Here is a 13,593-nt window from a genome sequence, read left to right as displayed (position 1 = left end):
GCTGCGGAAGGTGCATGCCTGCGCCGAACCGGATTTCACAAGGATTGCGACGGTTCACTTGCAAAAGGACGGGGAGCACCGGAGGTTGTGACAAAAAACGTCAAATCGCGCGCGGGAAAGGCAACAAAAAACCCCGCAGGGCTGTTCGCCCGACGGGGTTATAGTGGTGCTGATGATAGGATTTGAACCTACGACCTACGCATTACGAATGCGCCGCTCTACCAGCTGAGCTACATCAGCACGATTCATTTTGTGGCGCGGAAAATACGGATAATCCCCCCGGTTGGCAAGTGCTTTATTGTTCTTTTTATTATCCATCCCCAACTGTATCCGGGAGATTGTGCAAGGCAGCCGGAAGATCGACCAAAACCATAAATATCACATTGACCGTTATGTAGTTCCCCGGCATAGATAACGCGTCGCGCCGCTTCATGCCGTAACGTCAATCAAGGGAAGTCATATGTGCCGCTGGCTGAGCTATATCGGAGATCCGGTTTATCTTGAAAAACTGGTGTTCGAGCCGCGCCATTCCCTTGTTGAACAAAGCCTGCATGCCGAACAGGCCAAAACGCCGACCAATGGCGATGGTTTTGGTATCGGCTGGTATGACGAGCGTAAGACGCCCGGTCTTTATCGCGAAATCCTTCCGGCTTGGAATGATCCGAACCTGCGGTCGCTTGCGCATCATATCCGGTCGGGTATGTTTTTTGCCCATGTCCGGGCATCGACGGGGACCGAAACCAGCCGTACCAACTGCCACCCGTTCGCGCATGACAATTACCTGTTCATGCATAACGGCCAGATCGGCGATTACCCGCTGGTGCGGCGTGTGCTTGAAGCGATGATCGATGACGAATTTTACGCAACCCGCCACGGCACGACCGATAGCGAGCTTATTTTCTGTTTGATGCTAACTTTCGGATTGCGTACTGATCCGCATCGCGCGATCCGCAAAACCATCGAAGTTGTCGAACGTGAAATGAAGGACCGCGGAGCAACCGCGCCCTTCCGCTTTACCGCCTGCCTGTCAAATGGCGAAAGCGTTTGTGCCATCCGTCATGCCAGCGATGACAAGCCGCCATCACTTTACTGGCGAAAGCGCGGGGACCATGTGATTGTCGTGTCCGAGCCGCTTGATACCGAAAGTGACAGTTGGATCGCGGTGGCACCAAACCATACCCTGCATGTTTGCCGCGATCTGAATGTCTGCGAAGAACCGACACTTTCGGCGACGGGATGTATGGGCGCTGCATAGCCCTAGTTCGCGACGATCACCTGTGATCGGCCCCGAACCAGTTGCTGTTGCAAAACATCGCCCGGTGCGGTGTTTAATAGCACGGTTTTGAAATCCGATGCGTGGCCGTCCCGACAAAGGGCCTTGCGCCCGACTTTTTTTTCATCGACCAGAAGGATCGGGTGATCGCAGCAGGCGATAAGGGCGCGCCGCGCGCGGACTTCGTCCATGTTGAAGTCCATAAGGTCGCCGGTTTCCGACATCCCCCCGACACTGACAATCCCGAAATCTGCGCGGTAGGAGCCAAAAAATTCCGCACTGTCAGCCCCGATGATATCAAGATCGCGGGTGCGGATGGTCCCGCCCGCAAGGCGCAACGTGACATTGGGCGCGTTTTGTAATGTCAGTACCACATGGATATTGTTGGTCAGCACCGTCAGATTGCGGTGTGAGGCCAGGCTTTGGGCCGCCAGTTCGGCGGTGGTGCCGGTTCCAATCGCGATGGTGCAGCCTTCGGGGATGATATCGGCGAGTTTGGCAGCAAGGGCGCGTTTGCCACTGCGGTTCCAAACTTCGCGTTTTTCATAGGCCGAGTTATCCGGATCGGGCGCCGGACCGGCAAGGCCATGGCGGCGGAAGATACGGCCCTGTTCCTGCAAATCGCGCAGATCGGTCCGGATTGTCTGGACCGAGACGTTAAAGCGGCGTGCCAGTTCTTCGACCGCCATGAAGCCGCAGGATTTGACAAGGGCGACAATCCGGTCGCGGCGGCGGTCAAGTGGCACGGGATCGGGCATTGGTTTCCTTTGATGTTCTTTCGTTCGAAAGCATGTGTTTCGCCATGTCACGAAGTATAGACAGGCTTGGTTGTGTCTGGAAAGCCCGGTACGCTTGTTGAAACATTTAATTCTTTGCTTTGTCACACAACTGAAATCGAAATCCATATAGCGTCCCCGTCGGATTGTTTTCGAACGAAACCTTCGGGGTGGCCGCAAAGGTACGCCCCACGCAATCAAGGGATGTGGATGATGCGTAACGTTCTTCTTGCTGCCGTGGCTTCGGCTGCGATGATGCTGCCAGTTGTTGGTCAGGCCGCCGAGAAACTGGTTCTTTATACCAGCCAGCCAAATCAGGATGCCCAGACCACCGTCGATGCCTTCAAGGCTGCCTATCCGGATGTTGAAGTCGAATGGGTGCGTGACGGCACCACCAAGCTGATGGCAAAACTGCGTGCCGAGATTGCGGCAGGTGATCCGCGCCCGGATGTTTTGCTGATTGCCGACACGGTGACACTGGAAGGCATGAAGGGCGAAGGCCTGTTGCAGGCGTATAAATCGCCCGAAGCATCGGCCTATGAAGCCGCCCTTTATGATGCGGACGGTTATTACTATTCGACCAAGCTGATCACGACCGGCATCGTTTATAATACTGGTGTCGAGAAAGCCCCGAAAAGCTGGGCCGATCTTGCCGATCCGGCGATGAAAAATCAGGTCGTGATGCCAAGCCCGCTTTATTCCGGTGCGGCCCTTATTCATCTGTCGACCCTGACGGAAAACAAGGAACTGGGTTGGGATTACTATCAGGCACTGGCCGCGAACGAAGCACGCGCACAGGGTGGTAATGGCGGCGTGTTCAAGGCCGTTGCATCGGGCGAAAAGCCGTATGGTGTGGTTGTCGATTTCCTTGCGATCCGTGGCAAGGCCGAAGGTTCGCCGGTTAATTTCGTCTTCCCGACCGAGGGGGTCACTTATGTGACCGAGCCGGTTGCGATCATGAAAGACGCCAAAAACGTCGATGCGGCGCACAAGTTTGTTGATTTTGTTCTGTCGAGCAAAGGCCAGGAACTGGTTCTGGACATGGGTTATGTCCCGGCACGCGGCGACATGGCATTGCCGGAAGGTTTCCCGGCACGCAGCGCCATCAAGCTGATGGATTTCAATCCGGCAGTGGCACTGGAACAGGCAGAAGCGAACAAGAAAAAGTTCGCGGACATTTTCGGGGCTGAATAATGCAGGCTGCAAGTCGCCTTCGCGGCTTCATGCCCGGCTTTGCAAGCCCAACGGTTGGCAACCGGTCTTTGGACCGGTTGTTACCGTGGCTTTTATTGCCGGTGTTCGTGATTTCGATTTTACCGATTGCGCGCCTTGCGATTGAAGGCGTGTTTGTTGGCGGTGTGCCCAGTGCGGATTACATCCGCGATGTTCTGGGCAGTTCGACGACATGGCGGGCAACTGCCAACAGTCTTTATACCGCAGGGCTTGGAACGATTATCTCGCTTCTGATCGGGGGCGCGTTTGCCTTTCTGGTCGCGCTGACCGATATCCGCGCCAAGGCGGTACTGGTTTTCTGTTTCATGATCCCGATGATGATCCCGCCGCAGATCACGGCGTTGGCGTGGGTGCAACTGACCGGGCCGAGCAGTGCACTTTTGAATGCGCTTGGCATGGCACCCCCGATGGGATCGCCCCAGCCGTTTTATTCGGCCGAGGGGATTGCGCTTTTGCTGGGGATTCAGCATGCATCAATTGTGTTTTTGACCCTTCGGGCCAATTTGCGCATGCTGCCGCGCGAACAGATCGAAGCAGCCCGTTTGGCAGGTGCGCGTGGCGGTCGTTTGTGGTGGCAGATCATTTTGCCACTGACCAGTCCCGGTCTGATCGCCGGAACCGCGATGGCGTTTGTCACGGCCCTTGGCAATTTCGGGATACCGGCAATGCTGGGGATACCCGCCAATTATTCGACATTACCGACCCTGATTTATCAGAAGCTGGCCGGATTTGGCCCGTCGGTTCTGGGCGAGGTTTCGGTGCTGGCGATGCTGATCGGGACGATTGCGATTTTGGGCGTGGCGGTGCATCACCGGTTATTGGGCAAGCGTGACTATCGTCTTATGGGGATGGTGGGGCGGCCACTTGATATCCGGTTGGGCGCACGCAGGACATTGGTTGAAGCGGTGTTGTGGACGGTTTTGATCGCCATTCTGGTGATCCCGTTGATGGCGTTGGTTGCGACCGCACTGGTTCCGGCGTTCGGGGTGAAGCTGAGCCTTGCCAATTACAGTTTCGATGCGTTTTACGAAGTTCTGTTTGTTCAGCCATCGACCATCCGGGCGTTCCATAACAGTTTCATGTTGTCGGTCGGGGCGGCGGTGACGCTGGTCGCGGTCTGTTTGCCGCTGGCTTATGTGATTGTCCGGCGACCAACCCGGTTGACCCATATGGTCAATCTTCTGGTCGAGGTGCCCTATGCCTTGCCCGGTGTGGTTCTGGCGATTGCCTGCATTCTTCTGTTCATCCGCATTCCGGTGATTGATGTCAGTCTCTATGGCACGCTCGCGATCATTTTTGTCGCCTATCTGGCGCGGTTCCTGGTGATTGCACTGCGCCCGGTGATGAACAGTTTTTCCCAGCTTGATCCGGCATTGGAAGAAGCGGCACAGGCGTGCGGTGCAGGACTTGGCCGCCGGTTGCGCGATATCCTTTTGCCGCTGGCGGCGCCGTCTGCGGCGGCGGGAGCGTTACTTGTGTTTTTGACAGCGTTTAACGAATTGACAGTTTCGGCCCTTTTGTGGTCGGCCGGGAACGAGACGTTGGGCGTTTTGATCTTCAATCTCGATGACAGTGGCGACACCGTTCTGGCCTCGGCCGTGGCGGTATTGGTTGTGCTGGTCGTTATTGCGTTGATGTCCTGTTTTCAACTGGCATCACGGCGTTTGCCCAAGGGAGTTGTGCCATGGCAGACATAAATCTTTCGCGGATTACAAAATCTTTTGGCGATTACCGCGCGGTCAATCAGGTATCGCTTGATATCCATGATGGCGAATTTGTTGCCCTTCTGGGGCCGTCGGGCTGTGGCAAGACGACTTTGCTGCGTCTTCTGGCCGGTTTCGAGGAACCCGATCAGGGCGTCATAGCCCTGGGCGGACAGGCAGTTGCCGATCCTGCCAACGGGGTGATGATCAATCCAGAAGCACGCAACCTTGGCATCGTGTTTCAGTCCTATGCGCTTTGGCCGCATATGTCGGTGGCGCGCAATGTCGGTTATCCGTTGGAGGTGCGCGGGCTTGGCCGGGCGGAACGTGATGCGAAAATTGCCGAGGCATTGTCGATTGTCGCTCTTGAACCCTATGCTGATCGCAGCCCGACGGAACTTTCGGGTGGGCAGCGACAGCGGGTGGCACTGGCGCGCTGTCTGGTGATGGAGCCGCGTGCGGTGTTGCTTGATGAGCCGCTTGCGAACCTTGACGTTCACTTGCGCGAAACCATGCAGCAGGCGTTTCTGGATTTTCATCGCCGGACCGGGGCGACGATGATTTACGTCACCCACGATCAGGCCGAAGCCATGGCAATGGCCGACAGAATTGCCGTGATGGACAAGGGCCGCATTCGTCAGGTGGCGGCCCCGGAAACCCTTTACCGGGAACCGGCCGATCATATGGTCGCAGGCTTTGTCGGGGCCGGGGCAGTGTTGCCGATTGGCGATGTTTCCATGCGGGGAACCGGGCGGTGTTCTGTTCGGTTGGGCGAGGCGGCGATCCATGCGCGGATTTGCCATAAGGCGGCAAATAACAGCGACGGACAGGACCTTGGTCTTTGCCTGCGGCCCGAAGATGTCTGGGTCGATGAAGCCGGGACATTGCGCGGTTCGGTCGAGGATTGCGTTTATCTGGGCGGTCGGTTCCGGCTTCAGGTGAGGGTCGATTCCGATCAGATTCTGCCGGTTTACGCAACCAGACGGGCACGGATTGGTGAGACGGTCGGGCTGGTGATTTCCGACGGCTGGGTCTTTGACCGTTCAGAAGGTGAGGCCGCCTGATGTCTGCCCGGATGCGTGTTTTATCGGGACTTGGTGAAAAGGGCCCGGCCTGTCTGCGGCTGGAGTTTTTCAACCGGCGCTGGCTGCTTGATTGCGGGGTCGGTCCGGAAAATGACAGTGGTTTTGACCCGGCATGGCTCAATAAAGTTAACGCTGTTTTCATTACCCATGATCATGTCGATCATATCGGAGCCGCGGCCGAAGTTATTGCGGCAGGCCTGCCGATTTATTGTACTGAAGTCACGGCACGGTCATTACCCGCCGGTGCGAATGTGATTATCCTGCCACCTTATGGGGAAATCCAGGTTGACGGTGTGACGGTTACGACCGGGAGGACCGGGCATGCCTTTGGCGGAGTATGGCTGCATTTTGAACTGGGTGGCGGGGTTCTTTACACCGGCGATTTCTGCAAGGAGTCTGATTACTTCCTGTATGACACGCCGCCCGACGCGGCTACGGTTTTGATGGACGCGTCCTATGGTATGGAACGCTTGACACAGCAGGTACGGATCGACGGGCTTTTGACCAAGATGTCCAAACTTGATGGCCAGATCCTGTTTCCTGTACCGCCGAGCGGGCGGGCGGCTGAAATGGCGTTGCTGTTTGAAAAACACGGCATGGCCGACTGGTCGATGGATGCGCGGTGCTATGGGCGCGTTAAACAGGTTCTGGGCGACGGGGGATCGGACTATGTGTCGTTTGATGCGATCCGTAAATTGCGCGGTCTTAAGGATAAGGCGCGCGATTTTAACCCGGATGCCAGATTGCTTTTGTGTCACGCCCCATGCGGGACATATGGCACAGCGGGCGAACTGATTGAAAAATGGGGACAGGAAGGTCGGCTTGGCCGTGATGCGCATGTGATCTTTACCGGCTTCATGCCGGTCGAGGCGCGCAGGATGGTTGAAAAGGGCCATGCGCATTTCCGGCGCTGGAACGTGCATCCGCTATTTGACGATGTGGTTGCGATGGCCAATGACTGCCACGCGATGCAGATCGTGCCGCTGTTTAATGGCCGTCCGGAGGACTTTGCCCTTGTCGATGGCTTTGACGGGCGGTTACAGCTTTCGGATCGGTTTTATCTGTAAATGGGCGAAAACCAGACATGATTTATCCTGCAAAGACGTTCGATTTTCCGAAAGTGCCGTTTGTGTTTATCCGGCACGGGGAAACCGATGCCAACAAGGCCGAAATCATCGCCGGGTCAAGCGAGCCGCCATTGAACAATGCGGGCCGCGAACAGGCGCGTGCGATTGCACCATTGATGGCGATGGGAAAATGGCAGGCGGTCTATGTCAGCCCGCAGGACAGGGCGCGCAAAACAGCCGAACTGGTTTTGCCCGATTATGAATTGCACATTCTTGACGGGTTGCGCGAGCGCCATTGGGGTGACCTTGAAGGGCGCCCGATTTCCGAAGTGTGTTCGCGGTTCGATACCCCGCCCAATGGCGAGGGATTTGATGCCATGTGCCAGCGCGTGTCGTTTGCCATGCAGACCGCGCTGGCCGGGGTCAGTGATCGCCTGACCGTGGTGGTAGCCCATTCGGGTGTCGGGCGCTGCATTCTTTATATGACCGGCTTTGATGCCGAAGGCCCGCGCATTGCCAATGCAACACCGATCCTGTTTCGTCCGACGGCAATGGGATGGGAATATGAAAATTTGACCGAAGATTTGATCAGGGAGATTTCCGCGTGAGCCAGCCCACAACCAGTACTTCAGGGGTAAACATATCGTCCGTTCGTGATGCGGTGGTGTTTGATATGGATGGCACATTGGCCCATTTCGATGCCGATGAATTGGGGCATCTGGTGCATGGGGTGGAAAAGCATTGGGATGCGTTTTTCGATGAAATGGACAAGGCCGCCCCGATTGCAGATATCGAACGGCTTTTGCGGGTTCTGCATCAATCCGGGCAGGCGATTGTAATCTGCTCGGGCCGCCCGGCCGGGTGGCAGCACCGCTCCGAAGCATGGCTTCGTGCGCATGGCATTCCGTTTGACGGCATGTATCTGCGCCCAGACGATGCCGATCACCGCACGGACGAGGAAGTCAAGGAAGACCTTCTGGCACAAATCCGGGCGGATGGTTTTAACCCATGGCTGGTGGTCGATGATCGCAAGCGGGTGGTGGATAAATGGCGCGATATGGGGCTGACCTGTCTGCAATGCGCACCGGGGGATTTTTAGGCCGGTAAAGAAAAAGACCGGCAATTTGCCGGTCTTTGTCGTTTTAATCGAAAAGCGGTTTGTAGTCGCCGTATCCCTCGGCCTCAAGGTTACCCACCGGGATGAAGCGAAGTGATGCGGAATTGATGCAGTAACGCAGGCCACCGGCTTCTTTGGGGCCGTCGGGGAAGACATGGCCCAGATGGCTGTCGCCATGTTTGGAGCGGACTTCAATCCGACGCATGCCGTGCGTATTGTCTTCGCGGGCGACGACGTGATCGGTTTCGACCGGGCGGGTGAAGCTTGGCCAGCCGCAACCGGAATCAAACTTGTCGCGGGATGTGAATAATGGCTCGCCCGAGACGATATCGACATAAAGCCCATCTTCCTTGTGATCCCAGAATTCATTGCGAAACGGCGGTTCGGTGCCGCTGTTTTGCGTGATGTGATACTGGTTGGCGTCAAGGGCTTTGATTGCGTCCGGGTTCTTGGTGTATTTCGTCATGGTTACTCCGGCAGGCGTGATTTGGTCATGCTTCCGAAGATGGTCGGATTGGCCGCAATGTCCAGTGCCTTCACGGCAAAGTTATGGATTTTGGTGGCTTGTTCACCCTTGGCACCACGGCTGGCGCTTTGTTTTGCCGTCATAAGGGCGGGCGAAACCCTGATTGATCAGTTCCTGATCAAGTGCCTTGCCGTCAATGCGCACCGATGCAACGACACGCCCACCATAACGCCCCCATTCAGGTTCGCAGAATTCAACGCGCTTGGCCGATTTCAGGCTTTGACGCGCGAAATCACGGGCTTTGCCGGCAAGGGATTTTTCGGTTTCGCATTTGCCACGGATTTCGGGCGTATCCACCCCACGCACACGCACCGACATTTCGGCAATTTCGCCGGGAAGGCCGGGGATATTCACATAGATGGTGTCGCCGTCATAGGCATATTCGCCCTGACGTTCACGAAGCGGCCAGTCATAGCAGGCGGCGTTGGCAGCGATAGGGGCGAATGGCGAGAGGAGAGTAACGAGGAGCGAAGTCATGATCGTATGATGGACGGACCGTCGGGGCATGGGCGTGTTCTTTTGACTTGTCTAAGGCGGATTAAAGTTTCAGGCGGGCAAGAATCTGGGCGGCGCGTTGTTCGACGGGACCTTTACGGATTTCAACCGGCTCATAACCGCATTGAAGATAGGTGCGATACAGGACGACATATGTTCTGACGGCCTCAGAGAAGCTTTGTGTTCGCGCATTGTCGTTTTTGTAGATTTCCGACCATGGCGGCAGGATGAAAACCGTTCTGCGATAGCGATAGGTTTCAATGGCGCGTTTAAGCCCGGGATCATCGGGCAGGCCGGAAAGTTCACGGTGGGCGAGCGTATCGGGCAGGCCGCGATCAAAGAAAACCATTTGCGGGTCCTGACCCATGCCATGTTGCCAGGCGCGGATCGAACCGCGCGTCATTAACCCGGCATAGGCTTCGTTATCGCCCCAGGGCAGGGCATTGCCGCCGCGTTCCTGCTGTTCCTCGATCACGGCACGCGCGACTTCGCGGCTGATTTCATAGCCGCGTTCATGAAGATAATTGATCAATGTGGTCTTGCCTGCACCGGGCCCGCCGGTGATGACAACAAGATTGGATGGATAAGGCGATTGCATTCGTATTCCCTGCACAAGGCGCACGATATGAAAGCGCTTTGCGGCAAGCTGATGGCGTAAAAATGATTGTTTGGACCTTTGGGGCAGGACGCCCGCAAGGCAGGGAGACGCAGGGCATTAATCCGCTGGCGACAGGCTGTCAATACAGAGATGGACGCCTAGTAGCAGCTTTCGGAGCGGGCGATAGAGCCGGTCCCGGCATGGATGGCGGTTACGGTGCCGTCCCGCCCGGTTTCAAAGCGGATGCCCGATGTTTTGGCATCATTTGCCCACCATGTCAGATAACGGCCATCGGGGCCGTCATATTCGTGTTCTTCCTCGATCAGGCCATCGCCATAGGCGGCGCGCACGTCATCAATGGTATCGCCGACTTGAATGGCGCGGCCAGTTCGGATCAGGCTGGTGGCGATGTCATATTCGTCGGCATAGACCGAAATGCGGGCCAGTTTGCTATCGACCATCATAAAGCCAAGCCCCGTCGGGCCGCCAGCCGATTGCAGGTGATAGCATTCGGCATCCTCGGTCCCTTCGCGGGTTGATGTCATCGGTTCGATCATGGCAGCACGAACTTCATCCTCGGTCATGCCAGTTTTGGCGTCACCATATCCTTCGGGTGTCAATGTCGAAAGCGGGGTGTTTATGGCATCAAGGACAAGGATATCAATGGTGGCGATATCGTCGCGGACCGTAATGGCCCCAGGTTCGATCCGCTGCGACAGATAGGTTTGCGCACCGGATGGTCTGTTTTGCCAGCTTTCGGGCAACAGAAGTCGTTCACGTGGTTCAAGGCACAGGTACTTTGCCCCCTTTAACCGGTCGGCATGGTCAAAGGTAACATTGGCCGGAATATCCATGCAGATCGTCTGTGGAAGGTCGCTATACCAGTCGACCGGGGTGCCACGATCATCGCAAATCGTCGGATCAAACCGCAATTCGCAATAGGGCGGGACCGTATCACGAAGGACCATATCAAAAATCATCTGACCCTGATCGGCTTCGGCGATCAGGGTTCTTACGACATCCTCGTCGGGGTTAAGGATCTGGTAATGCGTCAGGTTCCAGACAAAATCGTCGCGCAGGTCAAACAGGACATAAGGATCGGCCACCGGCATCTCGGCAGCATTTTCCTGCGCAAAGCCTGTGGCGGGAAAATGAGCCAGTCCGGTTGTCAAAACTGTCAAAACTGTAAGTGTTACAGGTCGCATTACGTGTCCGGTGAAATGTTTTGTATTTGTGTCAGAATCTTATGCGAAACATATGCCATTGCGCCACTCGCATTTGGTGGGAGCCGGGGCCGCGGCACAAAATTATGGATCGGGCTTTTCGATACGGGCCAGAATATGGTCCGAAACAAGTTGTGCCGATGGCGATAGACGATGCCCGCGCGCGGTAATCAGGCTGTAGGGCTTAATTTCAATCGCATCGTCAAATGGCAGTTCGGCAATCATGCCCCCGATACTCAGAAGCGATGTGACTTCTTCGGCCATTGGCGCAATGGCATCCGTGCCCGACAGGGTGGAAAGGGTGACCAGAAGTGACGCGGAATTCAGGCTGGAATGCGGCAAAGGCAAATGGCGCGAGATGAAAACATCTTCGATCGTACGGCGCATCAGGTTGCCTGGTGGCGGTAAAATCCATTCGAACTTGGCAAGACGGGCAAGGGATACCGCTTTGTTTTCGGCAAGCAACGGGTGCCCGGCGCGGACCATCAGGCGGATTTTCTCGCTTCGGATTTCGCGGATATTGAACTGGCGTGGGTCCATGTCCTCGGGCACGCGACCAATGACAAAATCATGATCGCCTGCCAGCAGATCCTTGATCAGCAAATGCGATGGCCCGACCGAAACATGGGCTTCAAGCAGGGCATTGATCGACTGTACGGTTCGGATCGCGGGCACGACCAGATCGACTGCCGCGGCGGTCACCGCACCGATAAAAACCGTGCCGCCGCCATGTTTGATATCCTCAATCTCGCGTTCGGCCTCGCGGATTTCAATCAGCATGCTGCGCGCACGCCGGGCAAGGGCGCGACCGGCATTGGTCATTTCAATACCGCGTGATCCGCGCACGCACAGCCGGGCTTCAAGGATGGTTTCCATTTCCGACAACAGACGCGATGCCGCGGGCTGCGATGTTTGCAACATGTCTGCGGCCTGGCTGATCTGCCCGGTTTCTTCCATCGCGACGATCATGCGCAGATGGCTAAGCTTCAATCCACGTTGAAACAGATTGCCGGATCGAAACAGCAGGGATTTCGCGGAACTGAGCGGCAGCGTCTTGGCGGGTTCGGTCATGATGGTTCTCCTTGCCGGGCAACTTTAATATATCATTTTTGATATGCAAGTTTCGAAATTCTTTATTTGATTGTTATGTCTGGCCCCGGAATAATGGCGCCGCATCCCGCGGGAAAACGGGATGCATCACCAAGCGAAAAACAAAGACGCGGCGCATACAGGCAGCTTTGCCTGGAAAGTCGGGCAAAAGGCTGTAAAGGCCGTGTCTTTTAGGGAGGAAAGATATGAAACGTCTCAGTGCCGTAATGGCAGGGGTCGCCTTTGGCGCGGCCGCAATGATGAGCCCGATGATTTCTGGCAGTTATGCACATGCCGATGAAAAAGGATATGTCGGGATCGCGATGCCCACCAAATCCTCGGCACGCTGGATTTCGGACGGCGAGTCCATGGTTAAGCAGTTTGAAGACGCCGGTTACAAAACCGATCTGCAATATGCAGAAGACGATATTCCCAACCAGCTTTCCCAGATTGAAAACATGATCGTCAAGGGCGTCGATGTCCTTGTGATTGCTGCAATCGACGGCACCACGCTTTCGAATGCACTTGAAAATGCCAAGGCCGCCGGGATCAAGGTTTTTGCCTATGACCGCCTGATCCGCGAAAGTGCCAATGTCGATTATTATTCGACCTTTGATAACTTCCAGGTCGGCGTGCAGCAGGCAACCTCGCTTGTTGACGGTCTTCTGGCGCAGGGCGAACCGCCGTTCAACGTTGAACTGTTCGGCGGATCGCCGGACGATAACAACGCTTACTTCTTCTATAACGGCGCAATGTCTGTTCTGCAGCCGTTGATCGATGAGGGCACGGTTGTGATCAAATCCGGCCAGATGGGCATGGACAAGGTCGGTACCCTTCGCTGGGACGGTGCGGTTGCACAGGCCCGTATGGATAACCTGCTGTCGGCTTATTACACTGACGATCAGGTTGATGGTGTCCTGTCGCCCTATGACGGTCTTTCGATCGGTATCCTGTCGTCGCTTAAGGGCGTTGGCTATGGTTCTGGCGACATGAAAATGCCGGTTGTAACCGGTCAGGATGCGGAACTGCCGTCGGTCAAGTCGATCCTTGCCGGTGAACAGTATTCCACGATCTTCAAGGACACCCGTGAACTTGCACGTGTCACCGTTTCGATGGTTGATGCCGTTCTTGCCGGTAAAGAGCCGACCATCAACGACACCAAAACCTATGACAACGGTGTCAAGGTTGTGCCGTCCTATCTGCTGGAACCGGTCATGGTCGACAAGTCCAACTGGGAAGAAATCCTGGTCGGTTCGGGCTACTACGAAAAGGATCAGGTTCAGTAATTTGCTGATCTGAACGTGACAAAGGGCGGGCTCGCTCTTGAATGCTGGCCCGCCTTTTTCCTGTGCTGCCGAAAATGGACAGTTGCAGGTAAACAAGACTGCGACCGAGAATATGGCCGTTG

Annotated in this window: 14 protein-coding genes and 1 tRNA gene; 8 read left to right on the top strand and 7 right to left on the bottom strand. The window is 55.9% G+C overall.

What is annotated here, in order from left to right; all coding sequences use genetic code 11:
- Positions 1-164: 164 nt before the first annotated feature.
- Positions 165-240: transfer RNA gene (locus tag TH5_RS06420), tRNA-Thr, on the bottom strand.
- 220 nt (positions 241-460) lie between these two features.
- Between TH5_RS06420 and TH5_RS06415 the strand changes: the two genes are divergently transcribed.
- Positions 461-1,255 (top strand): class II glutamine amidotransferase, encoded by a 795-nt coding sequence (locus TH5_RS06415; protein ID WP_114121157.1) that lies wholly within the window; start codon positions 461-463, stop codon positions 1,253-1,255.
- Between the two features lie 2 nt (positions 1,256-1,257).
- Here the strand turns inward: TH5_RS06415 and TH5_RS06410 are convergent, their stop codons facing one another.
- Positions 1,258-2,031, bottom strand: a complete 774-nt coding sequence (locus TH5_RS06410; protein ID WP_114121156.1) for a DeoR/GlpR family DNA-binding transcription regulator — start codon at positions 2,029-2,031, stop codon at positions 1,258-1,260.
- Positions 2,032-2,262: 231 nt separating this feature from the next.
- Here TH5_RS06410 and TH5_RS06405 point away from each other — a divergent pair, with 231 nt between their 5' ends.
- The 6 genes from TH5_RS06405 to TH5_RS06380 are packed head-to-tail and all read left to right on the top strand — an operon-like array spanning position 2,263 to position 8,236.
- Positions 2,263-3,243 (top strand): ABC transporter substrate-binding protein, encoded by a 981-nt coding sequence (locus tag TH5_RS06405; RefSeq protein ID WP_208638411.1) that lies wholly within the window; start codon positions 2,263-2,265, stop codon positions 3,241-3,243.
- On the top strand, positions 3,243-4,979 hold the full coding sequence (locus TH5_RS06400) for an ABC transporter permease (RefSeq protein ID WP_114121155.1): 1,737 nt from the start codon (positions 3,243-3,245) through the stop codon (positions 4,977-4,979). Before TH5_RS06405 ends, TH5_RS06400 begins: the two co-directional genes overlap by 1 nt.
- Positions 4,967-6,049 (top strand): ABC transporter ATP-binding protein, encoded by a 1,083-nt coding sequence (locus TH5_RS06395; protein ID WP_114121154.1) that lies wholly within the window; start codon positions 4,967-4,969, stop codon positions 6,047-6,049. Before TH5_RS06400 ends, TH5_RS06395 begins: the two co-directional genes overlap by 13 nt.
- Positions 6,049-7,137 (top strand): MBL fold metallo-hydrolase, encoded by a 1,089-nt coding sequence (locus tag TH5_RS06390; protein ID WP_114110736.1) that lies wholly within the window; start codon positions 6,049-6,051, stop codon positions 7,135-7,137. The genes TH5_RS06395 and TH5_RS06390 overlap by 1 nt, the downstream gene beginning before the upstream one ends.
- A 17-nt stretch (positions 7,138-7,154) precedes the next feature.
- The gene (locus tag TH5_RS06385; protein WP_114110735.1) at positions 7,155-7,745 is read left to right on the top strand and encodes a histidine phosphatase family protein; all 591 of its coding nucleotides are present in this window, start codon (positions 7,155-7,157) and stop codon (positions 7,743-7,745) included.
- Positions 7,742-8,236, top strand: coding sequence for a phosphatase domain-containing protein (locus TH5_RS06380; protein ID WP_114121153.1), 495 nt, complete (start codon positions 7,742-7,744; stop codon positions 8,234-8,236). Before TH5_RS06385 ends, TH5_RS06380 begins: the two co-directional genes overlap by 4 nt.
- 43 nt (positions 8,237-8,279) lie before the next feature.
- Here TH5_RS06380 and msrB read toward each other — a convergent pair whose 3' ends face one another.
- The 5 genes from msrB to TH5_RS06355 form a co-directional block, all read right to left on the bottom strand.
- Entirely contained in the window at positions 8,280-8,720 is a 441-nt protein-coding gene (gene msrB / locus TH5_RS06375; RefSeq protein ID WP_062959547.1) for a peptide-methionine (R)-S-oxide reductase MsrB, read from the bottom strand.
- Between the two features lie 102 nt (positions 8,721-8,822).
- Positions 8,823-9,287 carry a thermonuclease family protein gene (locus tag TH5_RS06370; RefSeq protein ID WP_114121152.1) on the bottom strand — a complete coding sequence of 155 codons (465 nt, stop codon included), beginning with the start codon at positions 9,285-9,287 and terminating at the stop codon, positions 8,823-8,825.
- A 31-nt stretch (positions 9,288-9,318) separates the two neighbouring features.
- Positions 9,319-9,873, bottom strand: coding sequence for an AAA family ATPase (locus TH5_RS06365; protein ID WP_114121151.1), 555 nt, complete (start codon positions 9,871-9,873; stop codon positions 9,319-9,321).
- A 158-nt stretch (positions 9,874-10,031) separates the two neighbouring features.
- A complete protein-coding gene (locus tag TH5_RS06360; RefSeq protein WP_147250055.1) occupies positions 10,032-11,078 on the bottom strand; it encodes a hypothetical protein in 1,047 nt (348 codons plus the stop codon).
- Positions 11,079-11,180: 102 nt separating this feature from the next.
- The gene (locus TH5_RS06355) at positions 11,181-12,167 is read right to left on the bottom strand and encodes a LysR family transcriptional regulator (protein WP_062952027.1); all 987 of its coding nucleotides are present in this window, start codon (positions 12,165-12,167) and stop codon (positions 11,181-11,183) included.
- A gap of 224 nt (positions 12,168-12,391) precedes the next feature.
- On the opposite strand from TH5_RS06355, the gene chvE reads away from it, so the two are divergent.
- Positions 12,392-13,471 (top strand): multiple monosaccharide ABC transporter substrate-binding protein, encoded by a 1,080-nt coding sequence (gene chvE / locus TH5_RS06350; RefSeq protein ID WP_062952028.1) that lies wholly within the window; start codon positions 12,392-12,394, stop codon positions 13,469-13,471.
- The last annotated feature ends 122 nt before the right edge of the window (positions 13,472-13,593 follow it).

It is taken from the genome of Thalassospira xianhensis MCCC 1A02616 (assembly GCF_003326475.1).
Lineage (GTDB): Bacteria > Pseudomonadota > Alphaproteobacteria > Rhodospirillales > Thalassospiraceae > Thalassospira > Thalassospira xianhensis.
Note: the sequence above shows the minus strand (reverse complement) of the source record. Positions and strands in the feature narration are given on the sequence as shown.

Excerpts from the sequence above, each read along its gene's own strand:
- TH5_RS06355 (WP_062952027.1), bottom strand. The coding sequence starts at position 12,167 with ATGACCGAACCCGCCAAGACGCTGCCGCTCAGTTCCGCGAAATCCCTG.
- TH5_RS06370 (WP_114121152.1), bottom strand. The coding sequence starts at position 9,287 with ATGCCCCGACGGTCCGTCCATCATACGATCATGACTTCGCTCCTCGTT.
- TH5_RS06365 (WP_114121151.1), bottom strand. The coding sequence starts at position 9,873 with ATGCAATCGCCTTATCCATCCAATCTTGTTGTCATCACCGGCGGGCCC.
- msrB (WP_062959547.1), bottom strand. The coding sequence starts at position 8,720 with ATGACGAAATACACCAAGAACCCGGACGCAATCAAAGCCCTTGACGCC.
- TH5_RS06405 (WP_208638411.1), top strand. The coding sequence starts at position 2,263 with ATGCGTAACGTTCTTCTTGCTGCCGTGGCTTCGGCTGCGATGATGCTG.
- TH5_RS06415 (WP_114121157.1), top strand. The coding sequence starts at position 461 with ATGTGCCGCTGGCTGAGCTATATCGGAGATCCGGTTTATCTTGAAAAA.
- chvE (WP_062952028.1), top strand. The coding sequence starts at position 12,392 with ATGAAACGTCTCAGTGCCGTAATGGCAGGGGTCGCCTTTGGCGCGGCC.
- TH5_RS06390 (WP_114110736.1), top strand. The coding sequence starts at position 6,049 with ATGTCTGCCCGGATGCGTGTTTTATCGGGACTTGGTGAAAAGGGCCCG.
- TH5_RS06360 (WP_147250055.1), bottom strand. The coding sequence starts at position 11,078 with ATGCGACCTGTAACACTTACAGTTTTGACAGTTTTGACAACCGGACTG.
- TH5_RS06400 (WP_114121155.1), top strand. The coding sequence starts at position 3,243 with ATGCAGGCTGCAAGTCGCCTTCGCGGCTTCATGCCCGGCTTTGCAAGC.
- TH5_RS06385 (WP_114110735.1), top strand. The coding sequence starts at position 7,155 with ATGATTTATCCTGCAAAGACGTTCGATTTTCCGAAAGTGCCGTTTGTG.
- TH5_RS06410 (WP_114121156.1), bottom strand. The coding sequence starts at position 2,031 with ATGCCCGATCCCGTGCCACTTGACCGCCGCCGCGACCGGATTGTCGCC.
- TH5_RS06395 (WP_114121154.1), top strand. The coding sequence starts at position 4,967 with ATGGCAGACATAAATCTTTCGCGGATTACAAAATCTTTTGGCGATTAC.